Origin of the sequence: Pseudophaeobacter flagellatus, from assembly GCF_021228235.1 — a bacterium.
Classification (GTDB): Bacteria; Pseudomonadota; Alphaproteobacteria; order Rhodobacterales; family Rhodobacteraceae; genus Pseudophaeobacter; species Pseudophaeobacter flagellatus.
The window spans coordinates 1-21,632 of the sequence record NZ_JAJQRG010000005.1 but is presented as its reverse complement, the minus strand read 5'-3'; the positions used below and the strand labels follow the sequence as shown (position 1 = coordinate 21,632).

Genomic DNA, 21,632 nt, shown 5'->3' with positions numbered 1-21,632 from the left:
ATGCGGACGCGCCCTGCCCTTATGGCTCTTGTTGCACTGGCAACCGCGCTGGTCCTCTGGCCCCTGGCACGTTGGTTTGCGCCTGTGCCGCTGCCGCCGGTCGCGACACGCGAACCCCCACAGGCGCCGCTTGCGGTCTTTCACCTTGGCCATTCTTTGGTCGGGTCGGACGTGCCGCACATGCTGGCACAACTGGCCCCCCAAGGGCATCTCTGGAACAGCCAGCTTGGCTCTGGCACCGCGCTGAAAGAACACTGGGAACCGGAACTGGTCATCCGCGACTTTGACACCGCCAACACCTCCCCCGTCTACCGTGACGCGCGCAGCGCCATTGGATCGGGTGAATATGACGCCGTGATCCTGACCGAGATGGTCGAGCTGCGCGACGCCCTGCGCTATTTTGACGGGGCAGAGTATTTTCACCGCTGGGCCGATCTGGCCCGCAACGCCAGCCCCGACACCCAGATCTTTCTGTATGAAACCTGGCACCATCTGGATGACCCGGCAGGCTGGGAGACCCGGATCGCGCAGGATCTGGTGCCGCTCTGGCTCGAAAAGCTAACCGGCAAGGACAGCCGCGCCGTGCCCGATCGCGCCGCCTATCTGATCCCCGCAGGACAAGTGCTGGCGGTCGTTGCCCGCGCCGCCGAAGCGGGCGAGATCGACGGGCTGAACGCGCGCAGCGATCTGTTTGGCCGCAATGATCAGGGCGGCATTGATACCATCCACCTGAATGATCTGGGGGCCTATGTGGTGGCGCTGACCCATTATTCAGTGCTTTACATGCGCCCGCCGCTGGGGTTGCCGCATCGGCTGACCCGCGCCAATGGCCACCCAGCGCAGGCCCTGTCAGCCCAGGGGGCCGCCCAGGTTCAGCGCCTTGTCTGGCAGGTGGTGCAAGCCCAGCCCCGCAGCGGCTTCGCCGCCAAGGAGGGCGCCCAGGCGTCGACAGACCCATGAACCTGGAAACCCTGATCACATCGGTGTTGATGGTGGGGCATTCGCTGTTTGGCCCTGACAATCCGGTCATGCTGCAACAGCTGCTGGCAGAACAACCCGCCACCCCGGCCAAGATTACCGTCGAGGCCCAGATCATCAATGGTGCACCGCTCAGCTACAATTGGCAGCATGGTGACAGTGCCGAAGGCATCAATGCCCGGCAACGGCTGGCCGCCCCGGTGGATGCGGTCATCGTGACCGAGGCCATTCCCCTGGCCAATCATCTGAAGTGGAGCGGCACCGAACAGGCCATCACCCAGTATTACGAACTCGCCCGCGCCACCAATCCCGAGGTGCGCTTTTACCTGCAGGAAACCTGGCACAGTCTTGCCAGCGGCACCGGAGTGCAGGTGCCGTTTGATGACGGGGCCGACCAGCCCTGGCGCGACCGCCTGGAGCAGGATTTTCCGCGCTGGCAGGCCCTGGTGGAAGAGGTCAACAACAGCACGCAGGGCGATATTCGCCTGTTGCCCGCCGGCCAGGCCATGGCGCGGCTGGACGATGCCATTCAGGCCGGAACAGTGCCGGGGTTGCGCAACATCTCGCAGGTCTTTGCCGATGATATCCACCCCAATGCCATTGGGTTTTATTACCTCAGCCTGGTGCAATATGCGGTGCTGACCGGACAAGATCCGCGCGGGCTGCCGCATCAGTTGCATGACCGATGGGGCAAGGCCTTTGCCGCGCCAGCGCCCACACAGGCCGCGCGCCTGCAAGACCTGGCCTGGGCCGCCGCCCAGGGCGAAGATGTTACCTCGCCCGCGCTGCCGCAGGATCCACCGCCGCTACCAACAGAACCAGCTATGGCGCAGCTCAATGGGCCTGTACCCCAGCCTGTACCGAATGCGACCTCCCCACGCCATCCAGAGGCGCAGTCCCCGGAACGCCAGCCCATCGCCATGAACCTGATGCCCTTGGCCGACTGGAGCCCACAGGCACCGTTTCTGGATCACTTCAAGACAGCGCGGCCATGGGTTGGGCACCTGCCGGGCCAGTGGGGCGGTGCCACAGAGGCCGACCTGAAGGCGGCAGGCTATCTTGACCCCGACGGCTGGCCCACTGCATTGCCACCCGAGCTTGGCTCTATCGGGACGGTAATCCTAACCGACCTGCCAGAAACGGCGCAGTCGCTGGCCGGGCGCTATGTACTGCGGTTTGAGGGCCAGGGCATTGTCGAAGTCTCAGGCCGGGCGCGCAATCAGCGCTATGGCAAGGGCAAGGTGTCATTTGACTATACCCCCGGCCCCGGCCCGGTTGAAATTCGTCTGCAGCGCATTGGCCGCGATGGCACCTATCCGCGCAATATCACCGTGGTCAGAGAAGATCAGCAAGAGGCCTTTGCCGCCGGCGAGATCTTCAATCCGCGCTGGCTCGATCTGCTGGACGGCTTTGCGGCGCTGCGCTTCATGGATTGGATGCAGACCAATAATTCACCACTGATCGGCTGGGAAGACCGGCCCAGAACCCGCGACTATTCCTGGGCGCGCAAAGGCGTGCCACTGGAGATCATGCTGGAGCTCGCCAATCAATTGGGCGCCGATCCTTGGTTCAACATGCCGCATCAGGCCGATGACAGCTATATCCGCAACTTTGCCAGGCAGGTAGCGGCAGATCTGGACGCTGACCTCAAGACCTATGTGGAATATTCCAACGAAGTCTGGAACTGGCAGTTTGATCAGGCCCGCTGGGCGGATGAACAGGCGCAGGCCCGCTGGGGTGGCAGGGAACTGTGGATGCAGTTCTATGGCGGCCGCGCCGCCGAGGTCGCGCAGATCTGGGGCGCGATTTTCGGCACCGCGCAACCAGAGCGGCTGGTGCGGGTTCTGGCCACCCAGACCGGCTGGCTGGGGCTGGAAGAGCAAATCCTGACCGCGCCGCTTTGGCAGGCCGAAGAAGCCGACCGCCTGCCGCCTGGCCGCTATTTTGATGCCTATGCGGTGACCGGCTATTTTGGCGGTATCCTTGGGGTGAAAGAGCGCGCGCCCATTGTGCGCGCCTGGATTGGCGACAGCCAGCAACACGCCCAACAGGCCGCCGCCGCAAAAGGCCTACGTGGCGATGCCGCCCGCCTCTTCATCGCGGCGCATCAATACGATGTCGCCAGCGAACAGGCCGCGATAGAGCTGACCGACGGTCTGGTCACCGGCGATGCCGCCGATACGCTCAGCGATTTGCTGGGCCGGGTGCTGCCCTACCACAAGCAGGTTGCCGATCGGCACGGGCTGGATCTGATCATGTATGAAGGCGGCAGCCATGTGGTGGGCATCGGCCCCATGGCCGAGGATGCGCTGCTCACCGGCTTTTTCACCCATTTCAACTATACGCCCCAGATGGGCGCGCTCTATGCACAATTGCTGGCGGGCTGGCAGGAGCTAGGCGGCAGTCTGTTCACCGCTTATGCCGATGTCTCCGTGCCGGGGAAATGGGGCAGCTGGGGGGCGCTGCGCAACCTCAGCGACAGCAACCCACGCTGGTCCGCACTGGAGGCGGTGAAATGACCTCGCAGCCCCGCTCTGTCCCGCATGCTGCCGCCGCGCCTCAGGTCAGCATCCTGATCCCGGCCCATAACGAGGCCGCCTATATTGCGGCCTGCCTGCAGGCGGTCTTTGCCTCTGATCCGCTACCAGAGGGGCAGCAGGGCGAGGTGCTGCTGCTGGCCAATGGCTGCAACGATGCCACGGTTGCAAATGCCAGGGCCGCCTTTGCCGCGGCCAGAGCGGAGGTCCCCGACTGGCACTTCACCGTCCTGGATCTGCCCGAAGGCGGCAAGCTAAAGGCGCTGAATGCAGGCGATGCGGTGGCGCGTGGCCGGGTACTGATCTATCTGGACGCAGATGTCACGGTAGACCCCGCCTTGATTGGCCAGATCACGGGCGCGCTCAGCACGGATCAGCCGCGCTATGCCAGCGGCACCCCCCAGATTACCGCAGCCCAAAGTGCCCTGACACGGGCCTATGGCCGGTTTTGGACGCGCCTGCCCTTTGTGCAACAGGGGGTGCCCGGTTTTGGGCTCTTTGCGATGAACCGCGCCGGGCGGGGGCGCTGGCAGGACTGGCCCGACATTATTGCAGACGACAGTTTTGCCCGGCTGTCCTTTACCCCCAGCGAACGAATCAAACTGCCGGGGAGGTATCATTGGCCACTGGTAGAGGGGTTTCGCAATCTGACCCGCGTCAGGCGACGACAGAACGCAGGCGTGGCGGAACTGGCGGCAACCCACCCCAAGCTATTGGAAAATGATGACAAAGCGGGCCTGAGCTGGCGTGACACCCTGCGCCTGCTTGGGCAGGACCCCTCTGGTTTTGCCGCCTATGCCCTAGTCACGCTGGCCGTAAAGACGCCGCTGTTTCGATCAACTCAGCGCTGGACCCGAGGCCGCTGACCCCTGCGCGGCCAGCCCGCAGAACGCGGGAGATATATCCTAGGCCTTAGGGCTTGCTGCGGCAAACAGCGCCGCCAGTTTCGCCGCCTCGCGGTCGCTGTCATGGCGTTCCAACACACGGGCACGCCCAGCCTGCCCCATGGCGTCAAGCTTGGGCTGCGGTGTTTCGGCAAGATCGGTAATGGCACGGGCCAAAACGCCCACCTCACCCGCAGGGACCAACCAGCCGGTTTTGCCCGGCAAGACCAGCTCTGGCGTGCCCGCAATATAAGTGGAAAGAACCGGACGCGCAGCCGCCATGGCCTCCATCACCACCATCGGCAGACCTTCGGCAAAGGAGGGCATGACCAGCGCATGCGACTCAGCCAACGCCTGTCGCACCCCGGCCTCTGATAGCCAGCCAGTCAGGGTAACGTTGTTTTGCAGCCCAAGCTCGGTGATCGCCGCCTCCAGATCGGCGCGCATCTCGCCATCCCCAATGAGCGACAGATGTACCTGCGAGTGGGTCTTCACCACCTCGCCAAGCGCGCGCAACAGGATCATCTGGCCCTTTTGTTCGACAAAGCGGCCAATGGCCGCCAAACGCAGCGCCCCCTGCGGCACCGACGCGGGCGCGTCAAAGCGCGCCGGTTCAATGCCGCAATGCACGACATGCAGCCGCTCCCAGGCGGTGAAATCAGCCCAACGGCTCAGCTGGCTCTTGCCAAAACTGCTGATCGCCACGGCAAAGCGCGCCCGGTTGACCTTTTCGCCCAGCGACAGGGCGAGGGGCGCGTCGAACTCTTCTGGCCCATGGGTGGTGAAACTGTATCCCGGCCCGCCCAGCGCCTGCACCAGCAGGGCAACAGCGCTGGCATTGGTGCCAAAATGGGCGTGCAAATGGGCAATTCCCTCGGCACGGCATCGCTGCGCCACATAGCAGGCCTCGACCAGATAGATGAGATGGCGCAGCAGCCCAACCTGCGACGCCCGTCCCAGCCGGATTGCCCGCCGCAGCGACCGCAGCCAGGCCACTGGCGCACGCGCCGCCTGCGTCAGTGTGGCCGCCAGAAGGTGCCCAGCGCCCGCCTGCAGGACATAGTGTGTTTTCTCCGCTTCGGCCTGATCGCCCGGATCAACCAGTGGTGCCGAGCCAGGCCGCATGGCCAGCCGCAGCACGGTCAGGCCCTGACGTTCCAGCGCCTGAATTTCGCGGCGGATAAAACTATGGGAAGGCTGCGGGTAACTGTTTAGGATATAAGCAATTTTCAAAGGCTCATGCTCCCGTCGGTCAGCCAGTACCTGGTCAAGGTAGCGGCTCTGTTGTGGCTTGCCTAGGGGGCTTTCCCGGATCGGGTTCGCAAAAATTCAGCCCATGTTTTCTAAGCAGGCCCAATGGCCCACCAGCTGCCGGACTGTCTTGCCAGCCCGCCTTTACCTACGATGAATTCATCACAGGGAAGCGGCAGCAATTGACGCCCTGCCAAGCACTGCATAGCCTCGCAAAATCCGCCCAAACGACCGCAGGGGCAACCCGCCCCACCGTGGCCCATATGACTGGCCAGCAGGAGAAGACATGAAACAGATGGCGCAGCGTTTTTGGGGCACGGGACTACTGGCCAGGGTGCTGCGCTCGGCCTCTTGGCTAATGATTGGATATGGCAGCAGTCAGGCCCTGCGACTGGCCGCCAATCTGATCCTGGCGCGCCTGCTTTTCCCCGAGGCCTTTGGCCTGATGGCGCTGGTCACCGTGGTCACGGTGGGCCTGTCGCTGTTCTCAGACCTCGGGATTGGTCCCTCAATTGCACAGAACGCCCGCGGTGATGACCCCGATTTTCTCAATACCGCCTGGAGCCTTCAGGTGCTGCGCGGGTTTGCACTGTGGGTGCTGACGCTGGCGCTGGCCTGGCCGATGGCTTGGTTCTACGCAGCGCCAGAACTGCTGTACTATCTGCCGATCGCCGGGATTGGCCTGGCGATTGCCGGCTTTTTCCCCACCCGGATCGAGACTGCGCACCGCCATCTTTTGGTGGGTCGCGTCACCCTGCTGGATCTCTGCGCGCAGGCGATTGGCATTGGCTGCATGGTGCTTTTCGCCATGCTCAGCGGATCTGTTCTGGCGCTGGTGCTGGGCGGGGTAATCCAGGCCGCAGCCAAGCTGATGCTGACCCACTATGGCCTGCCGGGGCAGCGCAACCGGTTCCGCTGGGAGCCTGCGGCCGCCAAAGAGCTGGTACGCTTTGGCAAATGGATCTTTCTGTCCACCGCCTTTTGGTTTTTAACCTCGCAGGGGGATCGCGCCATTTTAGGAAAATTTGTCTCGCTAGAGGTCCTGGGGATCTACAATATTGGCTTTTTTCTGGCGAGTTTTCCGATGCTTCTGGGGCATGCCATCAATCAGCGGCTGATGATCCCCGTCTACCGCGACAAGCCCATTTCCGCCAGTCCAGCCAATCGGCGCAAACAGCGCCTGCTGCGGGCCGGGCTGACCAGTGCCATCCTGTCGATGCTGCTGTTGATGGCCTGGATTGGCCCCTGGCTGGTCGAAATTCTATATGATGCTCGCTATGCACCGGCGGGTGCCATGATCGTGCTGATCTCGCTGGCGCTGGTGCCTGCGGTGATTACCATGACCTATGATCAGGCAGCGCTAGCTGCGGGGGATAGCCGCTCATTTTTCATCTTTACCGCCAGTCGAGCCCTGCTGCAAACGGGTCTGTTTTTACTGGCAACCCTGTGGTTTGGCCTGCCCGGTGGAATTGTTGCTATGGGTGGGGGCATGCTGCTGGCCTACCCGGTACTGATCTGGCTGGCGCGCAAGCACCAAGCCTGGGATCCGGTACATGATCTGCTGTTTGCCATCCTTGCCGGGATCTGTGGCACCGGCGCTATCTGTTGGCATTTCGAGCGGATCCATGCCCTGGTCACCACCCTGACGCCTCTAGTTAGCTAATCAACAGTGGGGGGCAAATCAGCGGCGGGCTGTTTTTTGCCGTCGGGCAGCGCCCCTACCGCGCAGGCCCGAGAACAGACGCCCAAAGAGCCCGGCACCGCGCCCGGATGACGCGCGCAACACCGGGATCGCAACCACCGGTTCCAGGCCCGTTTCACGCTCCATCTGTTTTGCCGTACGCAGAACCGGGGTGCGCAACTCTAGCGCAAAGGCGACAGCTAACGCCACCAGGATGCTGGCCACGCCCCCCATCAGGGCCTTTTTCTTGCGTGATCCGGTCGAGGGATAATCCGCCAATCCGGCGGGCTCCAGAACGGTCAGACGCTCTCCCTGCCGCGAAGTTTCAAGACGAAAGCCCACTTCGGCCTCGTTGCGCCGGGTTGACACCACCTCCAGCTCTCCCTGCAGGGCCTGCACCTGCCGGGTATAGACCCCTAGCTGACGCTGCACTTCGGGTGTGGTCTGCAAGGCTGCTTCCAGCTCGCTTTTGCGTTGCGACAACAGGGTATGCTGGGCGTCCAGGGTTTCAAGCTGTTCCTGCGCTTCTGCCAGCAGACGGCGTGCAGTTGCCGGGCGCTCGGTAGCGCTGGCCTGATCGGCCTCACGCCGGATCAGAATTTTTTCACGGGCGATATCCAGCAGGCCCTGATTGATTGCCGTCACTTCGCTGCGGCGGAATTCGACCGTCCCCGGCAGGACCACGTCATTGGCTGCGTGAAAGGACGCGATTTCATCTTCCAGCACGACAATCTGCCCCCTCAACGCGGCTTCCTTTTCCGCAAAGAAGCTCAGGGTTTCGCGCGCCTGTTCGATCCGGCTGCTGACGCTCAGCTCGATGGTGCGGCGGCCAAATTCGCTGGCCACCTGCTGCGCCTGCAGAGCCGTTGGCATCGTCGCCGAGATGGTCAGGACCGAAATGGTGCCGTCATCGGTAAAGCCTTCGCGCGCCGCCGCCACCCCAGTGATGTTCACCGCGTTGCGCAGCCGCACAACCTTTTCGGTCGAGGTAAGGTTCGGCTGGTCCTGATAGAGGCCGAATTTTTCGATGATCTCCAGCAGGCTACCGCGCGCCATCAGGCGCTGTTCGATCAGCTGCATCCGCCGCGCCGAAGATCCCTCGACCGTAGAGCGCGCCAAATCATCAGCAATGGTGGGGCGGGTGACCTGCAGTACCTCTGTGCTATCGTACATATGCTGCTGGTTGAGCGCCACCCAGAGCGATAGAATGCTACCCAGTACAATGACATAGACAATCACGGCGGCACGGCGGCGCAGCATACGGAAGAAATCCGCCAGTGAAAAAATAGGCCCCATGGCTCTGCTCTCTTTGTGGTCGCGTCCCCGCCCCAGCACTGGGTCACGGTTGTTCCAGCCTAGATCACAGCAACCGGGCAAAACTGTGACCGGCATGGGTCAACAGATGGCCAGTCAAGCGAGCAACCAGTCAGCGTAAGTGATCGTCAGGACGCCCTCTATCTGTGGTCTGCCTGTTCGGCCCGGTTCAGCACCACCCCAAGCAGCGGCGCGTGCCCGGCCAGCATTTTTTCGCAGGCTGCCAGTTCTGCGGCGGTGGTACGCGTGCCATCCGAGATCAGCAGCACCCCATCGACCTGCGGCAAGAAGGCAGCAACGTCATCATGTTCCAGCACCGGTGGCAGATCAAACAGCACCGTCTCGGCGCTGGTCGCCTCTATCATATCGGCAATAGCCGCCGCCGCGCGCGGATCATGCAACAGGTCAGAAGCATTTTGATCAGGCGCGCTATTGCTGCCCACGGCCAATGTATCGCTCAGGCGTTGTAGATGCTGATCAAAGGTCACCTTCTGCGCCAGGAACGCCGCCATATTGCCATGTGGAGCAATGCCAAGCGCCTGGGCGATGCCGGGTTGGCGAAAGTTCATATCCATCAACAGGTTGCGGCTTTCGGGAACCCGCGCCAGGCTAAGCGCCAGATTGACCGCGCAGAAAGTGGTTCCGCCGCCCGCCCTGGGGCTGGTAACTGCGACCCGCGACCAGCCATGCGCATTGAGGCTGTGCAAAAGCCGGGTGCGCAACAGATCAAAGGCACGCGCCGTTGGCGAGGTCCGAAACGCACTGACCAAAGGCAGGCGAGATACTTTTTGTCCGCGAAAATCAAAAGGAATTTGTTCGATCTGTTTCCAGGGATCAAAGCGGGTTGGCAGCACTTCCATTGGCGGCTGCATGATATCCACACGCGATTGCGCGGCCAGATTTAGCGGGCGCCGACGTCGGCCTGTCACAGGCGCATGTTCTACAGCCGCCGCCGGTTTGGCGGCAGGCGCAGCATTTTCCTGCCCGAGTTCAGCCTCAGACTCTGGGCGATATCCGCGATCCAGGAATGGTTCTGCGGCTGGTTCCGGTCTTTGGTCTGCTGCTTGATCCGATATGGCCTGCCGGTTACGGCGGCGAAACCTCTTGAATCCCTGTTGCGTCATGCGATCCTCACCGTCCGGTTCAAAAGCGCGCAGCGGCCCGTCGCTGGCACCGCAGCCGGCTGGGCGACCGATGGGGCGACCAACTGGGGCTGGTACAGCAAAATGCTTCATGCGTCATCTCCTGACAGATCCAACATTGGGGGCCGCAAAATGCCCTGGTCAACAGTCAGCAAAGCCCCGGCTACGCGCATCCTGTTCCGGGGGCCTGCACATGCTACCCTTATAATTCGTGCCCTTGCAAACCTCAGACCGGTCCATTTGGTTGCTGTGCCCATATGTCGAACCGACTGTAATACCGCACAACTGATCCAGATCTCGGGGCTTTGCCTGTGACAGCCACACTCAATCGCATAGAGATTAATATCCTGTGCCCCTGGCCACCACGCCGATAGTACGCCACAGCAGGCGCAGATCCTGCCGCACCCCCATCTGGCGCAGATAGCTGGCATCGGCCGTCGCCCGCGCAGCAAAGCTGCTTTCGTTGCGGGTAGAGACCTGCCAGATCCCGGTAATGCCAGGCTTAACGGCAAAATAGGCGAAAGGCTCACCATAGAGCGGCAATTGTTCGGGCAGCATCGGACGCGGGCCAACCAGGCTCATCTCTCCGGTGAAGACATTCCAGATTTGCGGCAATTCATCCAGAGAGGTCATGCGCAAAATGCGCCCCATCCGGGTGATACGCGGGTCAGATTTGAGCTTTTGGGTGGTTTCCCATTCATGGCGCAGCTTGGGGTCTTTTTGCAAATATCCCTGTAACCGCGCATCCGCGTCCCGCACCATGGTGCGCAGTTTGTAGATACGAAACCGCTTGCCATTTTGGCCCAGGCGTTCCTGACTGTAAAACGGCAGCCCGCCTTCCAGCCACAAAAGCAGGGCACAAACCATTATGACAGGCAGGACCACCGGCAGCGCCAACATCACCAAGGTTAGGTCCAGCACGCGTTTACCTGCCGCAGCATAGGTCGTTTTCTTGCATCCTGTGACGGGCGCAACGCTGCCGCGCAAAGAAGCCCCCTGAGAGACCTTCGACGCCGACAAAGGCAGGCCAGACAGCGCCCAAGCCTGCTCCGCTCTTTCCGAGACGAAATCTTCCATCGTATTCCCCTGCGCTCACAGCTGGTGTCCCAGGGACTGCCCCCTGAAAACCTCGGCTTTCAAATGTTTTATTGCCCACAACAGCAGCGAAGCAGGCGATACCATCACGTTCAGAGAGTGACGCGAAACATGCCCCCACATGTTTCGCCCCTGATAATATGCTTGGCCCAATGGCCGCGTTGCCCATTCGAGCGACAGCAATTACGTGACATTTACACTTTAGACATTTTTGCGAAAATTATAACTAAAGGATAGGGAATATGACAAAACAGTGCCTTGCAGGGAAAAAAACGGAAACAATCCCACCCCTAGACCCAAAACTATCCCCAAATGATTGCCACCGACGAAAGTCACACCCTTTTTCGACCCTCAAATTGCCTGATTCTCGACACCTGCCTGACCCGGTTCTTCTCAGCTCCGCGCAGCAGCCTTTGCCTCGGATAATAGCGCGAGAAGCAAACAGAGGACGGGAACCGGGCTGGCCCAAGAGGGTTTGAAACCGGCGCAGCACAGGCTATGACACGGGCGATCATCCTGATGGCAGGCATCAGGCCGGACAGGTTTCACAAAGGGAACAGGACAATGTGCTCAGCCCACAGCCAACACAACTGGACCGCCGCATGGGTTGGGGAGAACGAGGTCACCCTTTGGACCATGTCGGCACGCCAGATTGTGCAACGCCATAGCATGACCCGCAGCCAGTCCGATGCGCAGCAGGATTTACTGACGGCCCTTCACCTGGCAGAGGTGGCGGCGCGCAATCCAATTCTGGTCTGTGGTCTCCCCCAGGCGGCAGCGGTAGAAGTCCCTGCCAAGCCCGCTGAACTGGCACCTGTGCAGCTGGATCTCCCCCCCTGGCAGCCGCTGGCCCTGCCCGGTCTGCGCCAGAAAAATCCTCTGGCGCTGATGCAAAGCAACACCGCGCAGATTGGCGGCTTTCTGGCACTCAACCCGAAATGGGACGGGGTAATCTGCCTACCAGGTACAGTCACCCATTGGGTTCAGGTCAGCGCCGCTGAGGTGGTCAGCTTTCAAAGCACCCTGTCCAGCGGTCTCCAGGCCGCCCTGGCGCAGCACTTATCCGTTGATGGTACCTGGTCTGAAAGCGCCCTGAAGGACGCCGTCGCCGAAACCATGTCGCGCCCCGAACGCCTTGCGGCGCGGCTGGCCGAGCTGCATGCAAACCACCAGCTACAGGTGGCGCAGAGCCCCGAAATCTCTGGCAGGCTTTGGGGCTATTTGCTGGGGGCAGAACTGTCAGCGGCCCGGCCCTATTGGCTGGGACAAAACCTGGCCCTCATTGGTTCGGACCACCAGGCGGCCCCCTATCTGGCGGCCCTGTCGGCCCAGGGGCTGCCCGTCACCCAGGCCGACCCTGCGCGCATGGCTCTAGAGGGCCTGATTGCCGCTTGGCGCCGCCTGAACGACAAAACCAACGCAGAGCCCCCAGCAACCTAGGCCTGCTGTTGGTGGCGCGCCCCTTTGGCGGGGGGCGTTTCCACGGGTCCTGCAAAACATTGTGCAACCGCCATCCAGCGCGCTGCCGCCGCGCCGCAGGTTTCCAGGCTGGTGTCGGCGATGTTGCGCACCTGGGTCACCACCTGGGCAAATTCCACCGCTGTACCGCGCACCAGGTTGTCCTCTTGCGGGGAATTCCAGGTCCAGACGGCCCCCGACGGGCCGGTGAGTTCGACATAAGGCGCAGGGTCTGGCACGGTTTCGCCGCGATTGGCAAAGGTCCAGCCATAGGTCGACACCCCCAGATGGGCGATATTGCGGATCCGGTCCTGCTCTGTCCGTTCAATCCCCAACAAATCAAAGACCTCCTGGCCGTGGGCCCAGGTCTCCATCTGGCGGGCGGTAATCGCGCTCAGCGCGCTCATATCCGGGCCAATCCATTTCACCCGCCGCTTGGGATCGGCCTTGGCATAGGCATCGGCGCAGCTGTCGGCGCCGACACGCCAAGCCTCGAACAGGGCGCGCCCTGACAGACCATTGAGCCAGCCGAATTGGCTTTGCAGGATCGTTTTCCCCGCCTGCATCTCTGCCAAGATCGGGCTGATAAAGGCGTCAAACGGCGCGGTCCCTTGCAACGCCGTCTCGGCCGCCACGTTGAACAGGTGCAGGTGCCCCAGCACGTGATCAATCGTCCAGTCCTTGAACTGGGTCACCCGGTGGAGATCTGCCTCGGGCAGATCCTGCAGCACCGCTGCCAAGGCTTGGCTTTCGGCGCGAAAATCATTCGCTTGTTGCATGGTCTTCTCCCTCATCTTTCTCACACTGTCTCAATCAAATGCCGCTGCGTCCGATCCTCTACACCTGATTGGACAGACCATGCGTTCTGTTTTACGATTCTGCAAAAAGGATAGGCAGATGGGCACAGGAACCAAAGACCAACCGAACGTCACGCCCCGCCGCGTGTCCCAGACCCGCAGCCGCATTCTGGAAGCGGTGATCACCAGCCTGGACGAGGTCGGGTATTCGGAATGTTCGATCAACCGGGTGCAGCAGCTTGCTGGCGTATCGCGTGGTGCCCTGACGCATCACTTTCCCAGCAAAGAAGACATCATGGTGCAGACACTGCTGCAACTGTTGGCGCCAGTGCGCGGCCCTGCCTCTCCCACCGAAGAGGCCCAGCTGTTGCGGCCCACCCCCGAGACCGGCCCCCTGCCCGATCAGCTGCAACACCTATGGCACCGGGTGATCAACACCCGCGAGGGACGCGCCCTGATGGAGATCCTGGTTGCGGCCCGCACCGATCCCCCCCTGAGCGCCCGCATCACCCCCGCGCTTTGGGCCTATAATGATGATTTCAACCGCAATATTGCCCATCTGTACCAAGCCAGTGCTGTCCACGCCAAAGAGTTCTCTTTGCTCTGGTCGATCTGCCGCAGTTTTATGCGCGGGCTGCACAGCCAGGCAGCCTATGAACGTGACCCGGAAATCATCACCAAAATGGTTGATCTGTTTGGCCGCATCATGGCGCCACACCTCTTGCCCAGCGCCCCGACTGAAGCCCCCCCAGCCGCGCCGCCCTAGAGCCAAAGAACTGCGCGCCCTGCCTATTCAGTACACGCGCGACTTCAATACACACGCGACGGGGCGCGGGGCGGCCGGTTTCGATCGTGCCGCATCATCGGCCCGAAATTGGTAGAGCTGCCGCTGTGGCCCCTGCCCCCGTGGCACGCTGGGCGTCACGGCAAGGGTTTGGTCTTGAACAGCCTGATCTTCAGACCACCATGCGCCACCGGAGCCCCCAGGGGCAAAAGCGGCAGGCCCGTGGCCTTGGCCAGCCCGGTTTCACTGGTGACAATACCCACCCGCCAGCCCGAGAACCGCTCCATCAGGGTTTTGCCCAGTGCACCGTATAGGGCAAAGAGCAGCTTCTTGTTGCCAATCCGGGCGCCATAAGGCGGGTTGACGATGACCAATCCGGGCGGGCCTTTGGGCGGCATCAGGTCGCTGACGGCCTGATGGCTGAACGTCGTACACCCGGCCACCCCGGCGCGCTCTGCGTTGGCACTGGCCATTTCGACAGCGCCCGCATTCCGGTCAGAGCCGTAAAAGTGCAACGCCGTCATATCCACATCTGCGGGGGTCAGTTCGGCCTTCAGCTTCGCATAGGCCTCGGCGTCGAAACTGGCCAGCTGTTCAAAGGCAAAGGCGCGGCTACGCCCTGGCACCAGACCCAGCGCAATTTCGGCGGCTTCGATCACAAAGGTGCCAGAGCCACACATCGGATCGACCACAGGTTCCCTGCCGTCAAAGCCGCAATCGCGCAGGAATAGCGCCGCCAGGTTTTCCCGCATTGGCGCTTTGCCGACAGCCGATTTATGGCCGCGCTTGTGCAACCCCTCGCCCGAGGTATCGACACTGAACTGGCACATATTGTCATCAATACGCAACTTGAGCGTCAGCGCCGCGTCTTTGGACAGGCTGGCACCAAAGCTTTCTACCAGCGCCGTTTCAACCCGCTGCGCAGCGGCCCCAGCGTGATAGATCTTGGATTTCTTATTGGTCGTCACTTCCACCTTCACGGGCACATCCTTCCGCAGGATGTCACCCCAGGGGAATTTGCGCGATCGCTTGTCCAGCTGGGCCAGATGAAAGGCGCGGAACTCGCCGATGCGTGCCAGCACGCGGGCGGCCCCGCGCAGGCACAGGTTCGCCCGCCAGACCTCGCGCCAGTCGCCCTGGACGGTAACGCCGCCGGGGACGGATTTGGCAGCGGCAAAGCCCGCCTCTTTGGCCTCGGCCAGCAGGGCGGGTTCAAGTCCCGGCGCAGCGGTCAGGAAGATCTCAAATGTGTCTGTATGGTTCATGTGCCCTCATACCGCGGATTTTGGCCCCCGGCGATGGCTATTTTGCCGCCGCACCTGCACCCGCACGGTGCCGCGCCCTTCCAGCAGCGTCGACATCCGGTGGCAGCAGACATGCGACATCGCACGCAGCGCGCCCTTGGCGTCAAGAAGCACGATGCCTGCAAAGCCGTCATCAGCGGGACAGGAAGGCGCGCAGGATCCGGATGCAGCCATTGAGGTCGGAGATCGCGACGGATTCGTCGGGCTGATGGCCATCGCGCATGTCCCCCGGCCCCCAGACGATCGTGGGAAGGCCGAGGGCTGCGAAGAACCCCGCTTCGGTTCCGAAGGCAACGGTGCCGGGCTCTGTCGGCGCAAGACCCGATGCGAAGGCCTGGATTGTCGGCTGACCCGCATCGCTGATGAGTCCCGGATAGCTCCCGGTCTGCGTGACCGTCACGTCGCGCGGCAGGTCAAGCCCCGCCAGGATCGCCTCCGGCGTCTCGGCGGCGAGGTGGCGAATCTCAAACAGAAGTTCCGCGCGATCGGGCACGATGTTGAGGGCGGTGCCGCCACGCAAGACCCCAGCATGGATCGTCGAGAACGGCGGGTCATAGCGCATGTCCCGAGCGCCCTGCTCCATGAGCGCCGTCTGCCGGTCTCTGATCGCCCGGATCAGTTCGGCGGCGGGATGCAGCGCGTTGCGGAATTGCGGCGCCATGGCCGAGTGCCCCGCCTCGCCAGTCGTGACGGCCCGGTAGCTTGCCTTGCCCTTGTGGCCGGTGACGAGCCTCAGCGAGGTCGGCTCGCCCACGATGCAAAGGTCCGGGCGGCCCAGTGTCGGGATCACCGCGTCGATCATCTCGGCAATGCCACGGCAGCCGATCTCCTCGTCCCAGCTGAGCGCAAGGCTCAGCGGCATGCTCTGGTCCTCGACCTTCAGCGATTGCGCCACGGCCAGAACGCAGGCAAGGAACCCCTTCATGTCAGTCGTGCCCCGGCCGACATATCGACCATCGCACTCGTCAAGGGTGAAGGCATCTCGCGACCAGTCCTGTCCTGCAACCGGCACAACATCGGAATGGGCCGAGCAGAGCAGCCCGCCGTCTCCCGTCCCGCGCTTGGCAAGCAGTCCCGCCTTCACGCCATCCGAGGAGACGAGGCGCGATGTCGTGAATCCCTGCGCCTGCAAGAAGGCAGCGACCCAGTCCACAAGCGCGCCGTTCGGCCCGTCCGTGATCGTCGGAAATCCGACAAGCGCGGCAAGGATGTCCTTGGTAGAGAGATCCATGGTCTACCCCGCCCCCGCACCAAAGCTGAATTCACTCGCATCGCCCAGGTTATCGCGGACATGCTCGACGAAGGCTGCGACCGTGCGCGAGGTTTCGGCCCCCCGGCTGGTTAAGATACCCATCTTGAGCGGCCTCGGCCCACCTGAGATCGGGACGAAGCGCAGCGTGCCGCCGTCGGGCGCCTCGTCAGTGATCGGGCGGATGTTGGCGATGGAATAGCCAAAATCATTCGCCACGAGCGAACGCATCACCGCGATATCCCGGGTGCGCTCGACCACGCGCGGGCGCTGTCCGGTCTCGGCGAAGAGCGACAGGAAATAGTTGCTGCTCACCGGCAGGTCGAGCAGGATCATCGGCAGGTCGACAAGCTCCGAGGGCGCGACCTCGCGCCGCCCGGCCAGGGGATGGCCCTGCGCGAAATGGGCGACGGGCGGCAGGTCGATCATCGGCTGAAAGTCGAGATCGGGCGGGATGTCGAGATCGTAGGTTATCGCCACGTCCAGCCGGGCATCGCGCAGCTGCTCGAAAATCTCGGACTGATCGCGCTCGAACTGGTGGAAGACAACCTCGGGATAGGTGTCGATAAAGCTGCGGCGCAGCTTCGGCAGCACGATCTGCGCGAAGGTGATCAGGCACCCCACATGCAGGTCGCCCCGCACCGTACCGGCCAGTTCGCTCGCGAGATCGCCGAGCGCCTCCGCCCGCTCGACGGCCTCGCGCGCGCCCTCCAGGAACCGGCGCCCCACCTGCGACACCGCAAGGCCGTGGGCATGGCGCCGGATGAAGAGCTTGAGGCCGACCTCTGCCTCGAGTTGGGTAATGGCGGTGGAGATGGTGGGCGAGGAGACGTTCAGCTTCTGCGCAGCCAGCGCGATAGAGCCGCAATCGCAGACGGCAATGAAGTATTCGAGCTGCCGGAGGGTAATCCGCAGCGGCATCAGTCGTCGCCCGGCACGCCATAGGACGGCGCTGCACCGGGGTTCAGCGCGCGGGTGACGTAGTCGTCGGCCTGCGGGCGGTAGAGCGTCCAGAGATCGGACAGCGCTTTTATCGGGCAGGCCCCGTCCAGCCAGTCGATGCGCAGGTCGGCATAGGGCCAGCTTTGCCTGTCCACGATCAGCAGGCCCGCAGAATGCACTGGCCCCGCCTCGCCGCCCGCCGCAAGACCGGCCATCATCGCCGCGACCAGGCGGTCCCCAAGAGGGCCTTCTGCTGCCTCAAAACCCGCAACCATCGCCGCCGGGATGCCTTCACTCGCCAGCATGTTGCCGCCCGCCGCGCAGTCGCGCCCCTCGGCAGAGGTCCAGATGCCGAGGGCCTTCGGGCCCGAATGCACCGATGTCGCGCCGGTCGCATCAATCGCCAGAAGCTGTCGGTAATCGGGATGTGCGTCGCCGTCCCGTGCCGCGGCCACGGCGACCGCTGCACCCTCGCCCGATGCCATCCGGTCCAGCATCAGGGTTCCCAGATCGGGATTGGTCACGTTCTGCGACGAGATCGCGCCAATCCCGGCCCGCGCCCGCGCGCAGCGCGCCGCGACTGCCGGTGAAGACGAAGAGAGTGCCACGCCGAACTGCCCGCTGTGGACACATCTGGCTACGATAGAAAAGGTCATGGGGCGCTCCGTTTTGGTGCCGATCTTGGGTCAGTCGGGGATTACGGCTGTTGCGTCAATCTCCACCAGCCATTCGGGCCGCGCAAGAGCGACGACGACGAGGCCGGTGCAGACCGGATGCACGTCACGGATATATTCACCCATCGTTCGATATACGGCCTCGCGGTGGCGCACGTCTGTCAGGTAGACGACGAGCTTGGTCAGATGCGCCATCTCGCCGCCCGCCTCCTCGATGAGCTGGCGAATGTTCCGCATGACCTTGTGGGTCTGCACCACCGGGTCGTGGCTGTCGATGTTCGTCGCGGTATCGAGATCCTGAGGGCACTGACCCCGCAGGAAGATCACCTGCCCGCGCGCCACGACGGCCTGAGCGAGATCGTTGTCGAGGTTCTGCTCGGGATAGGTGTCCTTCGTATTGAAGGCGCGGATGCGGGTATGGGTCATGGCTGGTTCCAGTTCAGATCAGGCGGTGCGGGAGGCGGCGCGCGCTTTGGCGCGGGCCGGGTCGGGATCGGGGTGATAGGCGCGATAGCCCGCCTGGATCTCGATGTGATCAGCGAGGTATTTCGCATCGTGCCAGACGCCCCAGATGAAACTGGAGCCGCGCCCCGAAAGCCATGGCAGGCCGAGAAAATAGATCCCCGGCGCGCGCGAAACGCCGCGCTGGTGTTCAGGCAGGCCCGCCTCGTCGAAGGCGTCGACCGCCATCCAGCCGTAATCGTTGGCGAAGCCGGTCGCCCATACGATGGTGGATAGGCCCGCCACCTTGAGGTCGAGCTCCAGCAGAGGGGCGGTCACGCAGGCGGGCATCGCGGCAAGGGTGCGGGCCGATGGTTCGGGCGGCAGGTCAAGCCCGTTACGCGTCACATAGGCGTCGGCCTCATCAAGGACGGAGAGGTAGTTCGCGTCGCCGCGACAGATGTTGCGTTCCAGGTCGGTGCCGAAGGACAGCACGTGGTCAGCACAGCTTTCGGTGCGCCCGACAAGGGTGATGCCGTCATCGGCAAGCCGCCGAAAATCGACCGTCTGCCCCCCATTCGCCCCGCTGACCGCGATGGTGACATGCTCGGTGGACGGGGCATTCGCCTGCCTGTTCCACTTTCCGAGCACCCCCAGCCACCAGACGAAGTCGCGGCCGCGATAGCTGCGCGGCGGCCGGTCATGCGGCCCGACCGAAAGATAGACGCGCCGCCCGGCCTGCATCAGCTCTTCCGCGATCTGCGCTCCGGAAGAGCCTGCGCCAACGACGAGCACCGCGCCCTCGGGTAGCGCAGCGGGATTGCGGTAATCGCTGGAATGTATCTGGGTGAGCCCCTCGGTCTCGGGCACGATCGGGGGGATCACCGGCTTCTGAAAGGCACCGGTCGCGACGACGACGCTCTGCGCCTCGATCGCGCCGTCCGAGGTTTCCGCCCGGTAGCCAGGACGCCCCTTGAGCGGCGCGAGCGCTGTCACGTCGACACCGCTGCGCACTGGACCCGCGAAGCGCTCGGCATAGCTTTGGAAATAGGCGGCGACATCGTCCTTCCCGACGAACTCGTCCGGAGAGTGGCCCTCAAATTCCATGTTCGGGAAGCGGTCATGCCAGGCCGGTCCGTTTGCGACGAGCGAGTCCCAGCGGCGCGTGCGCCAGGATTCTGCGATGCGCGCTCGCTCGACGACGATATGCGCAATTCCACGGCGCGTCAGGTGCTCGCTCATGGCGATCCCCGCCTGTCCAGCCCCAATGACAAGCGTGTCGGTGGTCTCAAGCTTCATCGGTGTATTCCCCAACGGTTTAGCCCGATGCCTACAGGTGGCTCAAGGGCGCTGTCCGTCCTCCTTATAACCGACATTGATTAACTAAAATAACGATTTTTGATAGCACGGATTAGCCTGTGACTAACCGCCGAAGCGAACACTCAGGTAAGAACATCAATAGGGGCATGCCTGAGGTGCCCCTAGATTTGTAGACGCTTTGCTTGGTAATTTTGGAAGCAAAGGACGATGCACATGTCAGGGCAAATTCGCTATTCAGATGAGTTCAAGATCGACGCGGTAGCTCAGGTCATCGACCATTCGCCCGCCAGGTTCCGCCGCTCTCCGGCCATGCAGGCGCTACCCCGGCCCGAACGCCACCCCGACGGGATCAACCTGCTGCGGGACTTTCTGAACGTCGGCAGCGAGGATGACTTTCGTATGCTGGTGGCCTGGCTACTGGGCTGTTTCCACCCCAAAGGCCCCTACCCCATTTTGATCCTGTCCGGCGAACAAGGCAGCGCCAAAAGCACCACCGCACAAACCCTGCGGGATTTGATCGACCCGGCACAGCCCAGCACCCGCAGCACCCCCAATTCCGAACAGGATCTGGTGATCGCCGCCATGCACAACCACGTCCTGAGCTTTGACAACCTCTCCACTATCCGCCCCGCAATGGCAGACGCCTTTTGCCGGATTGCCACGGGCGGCGGCTTTGGCACCCGTAAACTGCACAGCGACAGCGACGAGGTGCTGTTCAATGCCACCCGCCCCTGCCTACTGAATGGCATTCCCGACCTGGCGGCGCGGCCCGACCTGGCAGACCGTTCCATTGGTATTCACCTGCCGGTGATCCCCGCCAGAAATCGCAAAACCCTGGGGGCCTTCAATCGAGACTTTACCAAGGCCAAACCCTTCATTTTGGGCGCTTTGCTAGACGCTGTGTCTTGCGCCTTAGGGCGGATTGACTCTGTGCGCCTCTCAGAGGCCCCTAGAATGGCGGACTTCGCAAAATGGGTGGTAGCCGCCGAACCATCGCTAGGATGGACTCAGGGCGCGTTTCTGGACTCCTACGGGGCAAATCGTGCCCGCAGCGACCAAGCCGCGATTGAAGGCAACCCTGTAGCCTTGGCAATTCTGTCTCTGATGGAGGGGCGGACGCATTGGAGCGGCACGGCAACAGATCTGCGCCAAACCTTGCGGGAACGCTTCCCGGCCCTCACTGAGGACAGCCACAGCTTTCCCCGCTCAGAAGCGCGCTTTGGCGCAGCCCTGCGCCGGGTCCAGCCGGTCTTGCGCCGTCAGGGGCTGAACATCAGCTTCAGCCGGAGCGGCAAATCCGGAATGCGGGTGGTTGAGCTGACCAACGGCTAAGATGACCATTATTGCAAACTGTTCAAGCGCTCGCCCGGCAACGGTCGGGCGCTTTTCGTTTGGGCCTGTCCCATGCGGCTGACAGTGCTGACAGCCCCGACAGTGGGTTGTGCTGGTTTTATATGTGAGGATTGTATTGGGCGGGAGCTTGTCGCTGTGTTTCGCGCCCCGTTTGCTTCCAGAGTGCTTCCACGGGTTGGGAAAGCAGTGCGCCTATGCTGCTGTTGTTTGCTGTGTGCCGTAGCACCACCGTAGCACTGCGCATATAGCAGCAACGCGTAAAGCCTCCCAGGGGAGGCGTTAAGTGTCTTATTTTGTTTGGTAATTTTGGTTGCGGGAGTAGGATTTGAACCTACGACCTTCAGGTTATGAGCCTGACGAGCTACCGGGCTGCTCCATCCCGCGACGGTTGTTGTATCTTTTGGCTTGCTACGATTGAGTGATTTAGT

At 62.6% G+C, this 21,632-nt stretch carries 19 protein-coding genes and 1 tRNA gene; 7 read left to right on the top strand and 13 right to left on the bottom strand.

The window, feature by feature from the left end; all coding sequences use genetic code 11:
* The 3 genes from LRK71_RS10975 to LRK71_RS10965 are packed head-to-tail and all read left to right on the top strand — an operon-like array spanning nucleotide 1 to nucleotide 4,381.
* Nucleotides 1-960 carry a hypothetical protein gene (locus LRK71_RS10975; RefSeq protein ID WP_232403487.1) on the top strand — a complete coding sequence of 320 codons (960 nt, stop codon included), beginning with the start codon at nucleotides 1-3 and terminating at the stop codon, nucleotides 958-960.
* Nucleotides 957-3,497, top strand: a complete 2,541-nt coding sequence (locus LRK71_RS10970; protein ID WP_232403485.1) for a YML083C domain-containing protein — start codon at nucleotides 957-959, stop codon at nucleotides 3,495-3,497. Before LRK71_RS10975 ends, LRK71_RS10970 begins: the two co-directional genes overlap by 4 nt.
* A complete protein-coding gene (locus tag LRK71_RS10965) occupies nucleotides 3,494-4,381 on the top strand; it encodes a glycosyltransferase family 2 protein (RefSeq protein WP_232403483.1) in 888 nt (295 codons plus the stop codon). Before LRK71_RS10970 ends, LRK71_RS10965 begins: the two co-directional genes overlap by 4 nt.
* 39 nt (nucleotides 4,382-4,420) lie before the next feature.
* Here LRK71_RS10965 and LRK71_RS10960 read toward each other — a convergent pair whose 3' ends face one another.
* Entirely contained in the window at nucleotides 4,421-5,632 is a 1,212-nt protein-coding gene (locus tag LRK71_RS10960) for a glycosyltransferase (RefSeq protein WP_232403482.1), read from the bottom strand.
* A gap of 304 nt (nucleotides 5,633-5,936) precedes the next feature.
* On the opposite strand from LRK71_RS10960, the gene LRK71_RS10955 reads away from it, so the two are divergent.
* Entirely contained in the window at nucleotides 5,937-7,313 is a 1,377-nt protein-coding gene (locus LRK71_RS10955; RefSeq protein ID WP_232403481.1) for an oligosaccharide flippase family protein, read from the top strand.
* Between the two features lie 18 nt (nucleotides 7,314-7,331).
* On the opposite strand, the gene LRK71_RS10950 is transcribed toward LRK71_RS10955, so the two are convergent.
* The 3 genes from LRK71_RS10950 to LRK71_RS10940 form a co-directional block, all read right to left on the bottom strand.
* The gene (locus tag LRK71_RS10950; RefSeq protein WP_232403479.1) at nucleotides 7,332-8,627 is read right to left on the bottom strand and encodes a GumC domain-containing protein; all 1,296 of its coding nucleotides are present in this window, start codon (nucleotides 8,625-8,627) and stop codon (nucleotides 7,332-7,334) included.
* 158 nt (nucleotides 8,628-8,785) lie between these two features.
* Nucleotides 8,786-9,880: a CpsD/CapB family tyrosine-protein kinase gene (locus tag LRK71_RS10945; RefSeq protein ID WP_232403477.1), complete on the bottom strand. Its 1,095-nt coding sequence runs from the start codon at nucleotides 9,878-9,880 to the stop codon at nucleotides 8,786-8,788.
* Nucleotides 9,881-10,126: 246 nt separating this feature from the next.
* A complete protein-coding gene (locus LRK71_RS10940) occupies nucleotides 10,127-10,864 on the bottom strand; it encodes a sugar transferase (RefSeq protein ID WP_232403475.1) in 738 nt (245 codons plus the stop codon).
* A 582-nt stretch (nucleotides 10,865-11,446) separates the two neighbouring features.
* On the opposite strand from LRK71_RS10940, the gene LRK71_RS10935 reads away from it, so the two are divergent.
* Nucleotides 11,447-12,322: a 2-dehydro-3-deoxygalactonokinase gene (locus tag LRK71_RS10935; protein WP_232403473.1), complete on the top strand. Its 876-nt coding sequence runs from the start codon at nucleotides 11,447-11,449 to the stop codon at nucleotides 12,320-12,322.
* On the opposite strand, the gene LRK71_RS10930 is transcribed toward LRK71_RS10935, so the two are convergent.
* On the bottom strand, nucleotides 12,319-13,119 hold the full coding sequence (locus LRK71_RS10930) for a TIGR03084 family metal-binding protein (protein WP_232403471.1): 801 nt from the start codon (nucleotides 13,117-13,119) through the stop codon (nucleotides 12,319-12,321). The two genes, LRK71_RS10935 and LRK71_RS10930, sit on opposite strands and share 4 nt — an antisense overlap.
* Before the next feature lie 118 nt (nucleotides 13,120-13,237).
* Here LRK71_RS10930 and LRK71_RS10925 point away from each other — a divergent pair, with 118 nt between their 5' ends.
* A complete protein-coding gene (locus LRK71_RS10925) occupies nucleotides 13,238-13,903 on the top strand; it encodes a TetR/AcrR family transcriptional regulator (protein WP_232403469.1) in 666 nt (221 codons plus the stop codon).
* 155 nt (nucleotides 13,904-14,058) lie between these two features.
* On the opposite strand, the gene LRK71_RS10920 is transcribed toward LRK71_RS10925, so the two are convergent.
* Genes LRK71_RS10920 through LRK71_RS10890 form a run of 7 tightly spaced genes read right to left on the bottom strand, consistent with a single transcriptional unit; the run spans nucleotide 14,059 to nucleotide 19,830 of the window.
* Nucleotides 14,059-15,186, bottom strand: a complete 1,128-nt coding sequence (locus LRK71_RS10920; protein WP_232403467.1) for a THUMP domain-containing class I SAM-dependent RNA methyltransferase — start codon at nucleotides 15,184-15,186, stop codon at nucleotides 14,059-14,061.
* A 6-nt stretch (nucleotides 15,187-15,192) separates the two neighbouring features.
* Complete coding sequence (locus tag LRK71_RS10915; RefSeq protein WP_232404177.1) at nucleotides 15,193-15,339, bottom strand: Rieske (2Fe-2S) protein; 147 nt, start codon at nucleotides 15,337-15,339, stop codon at nucleotides 15,193-15,195.
* Nucleotides 15,340-15,358: 19 nt separating this feature from the next.
* Nucleotides 15,359-16,456 (bottom strand): acetylornithine deacetylase, encoded by a 1,098-nt coding sequence (argE, locus tag LRK71_RS10910; RefSeq protein ID WP_232403465.1) that lies wholly within the window; start codon nucleotides 16,454-16,456, stop codon nucleotides 15,359-15,361.
* Nucleotides 16,457-16,459: 3 nt separating this feature from the next.
* A complete protein-coding gene (locus LRK71_RS10905; protein ID WP_232403464.1) occupies nucleotides 16,460-17,395 on the bottom strand; it encodes a LysR family transcriptional regulator in 936 nt (311 codons plus the stop codon).
* Nucleotides 17,395-18,072 carry a DUF1028 domain-containing protein gene (locus LRK71_RS10900; protein WP_232403462.1) on the bottom strand — a complete coding sequence of 226 codons (678 nt, stop codon included), beginning with the start codon at nucleotides 18,070-18,072 and terminating at the stop codon, nucleotides 17,395-17,397. Before LRK71_RS10900 ends, LRK71_RS10905 begins: the two co-directional genes overlap by 1 nt.
* A gap of 30 nt (nucleotides 18,073-18,102) precedes the next feature.
* Nucleotides 18,103-18,516, bottom strand: coding sequence for a RidA family protein (locus tag LRK71_RS10895; RefSeq protein ID WP_232403460.1), 414 nt, complete (start codon nucleotides 18,514-18,516; stop codon nucleotides 18,103-18,105).
* 18 nt (nucleotides 18,517-18,534) lie between these two features.
* Nucleotides 18,535-19,830: a flavin-containing monooxygenase gene (locus LRK71_RS10890; protein WP_232403458.1), complete on the bottom strand. Its 1,296-nt coding sequence runs from the start codon at nucleotides 19,828-19,830 to the stop codon at nucleotides 18,535-18,537.
* Nucleotides 19,831-20,064: 234 nt separating this feature from the next.
* On the opposite strand from LRK71_RS10890, the gene LRK71_RS10885 reads away from it, so the two are divergent.
* Entirely contained in the window at nucleotides 20,065-21,183 is a 1,119-nt protein-coding gene (locus tag LRK71_RS10885; protein ID WP_232403456.1) for an AICE element replication initiation protein, read from the top strand.
* Nucleotides 21,184-21,511: 328 nt separating this feature from the next.
* Here the strand turns inward: LRK71_RS10885 and LRK71_RS10880 are convergent.
* Nucleotides 21,512-21,588 (bottom strand) — tRNA-Met (locus LRK71_RS10880).
* Between the last annotated feature and the right edge of the window lie 44 nt (nucleotides 21,589-21,632).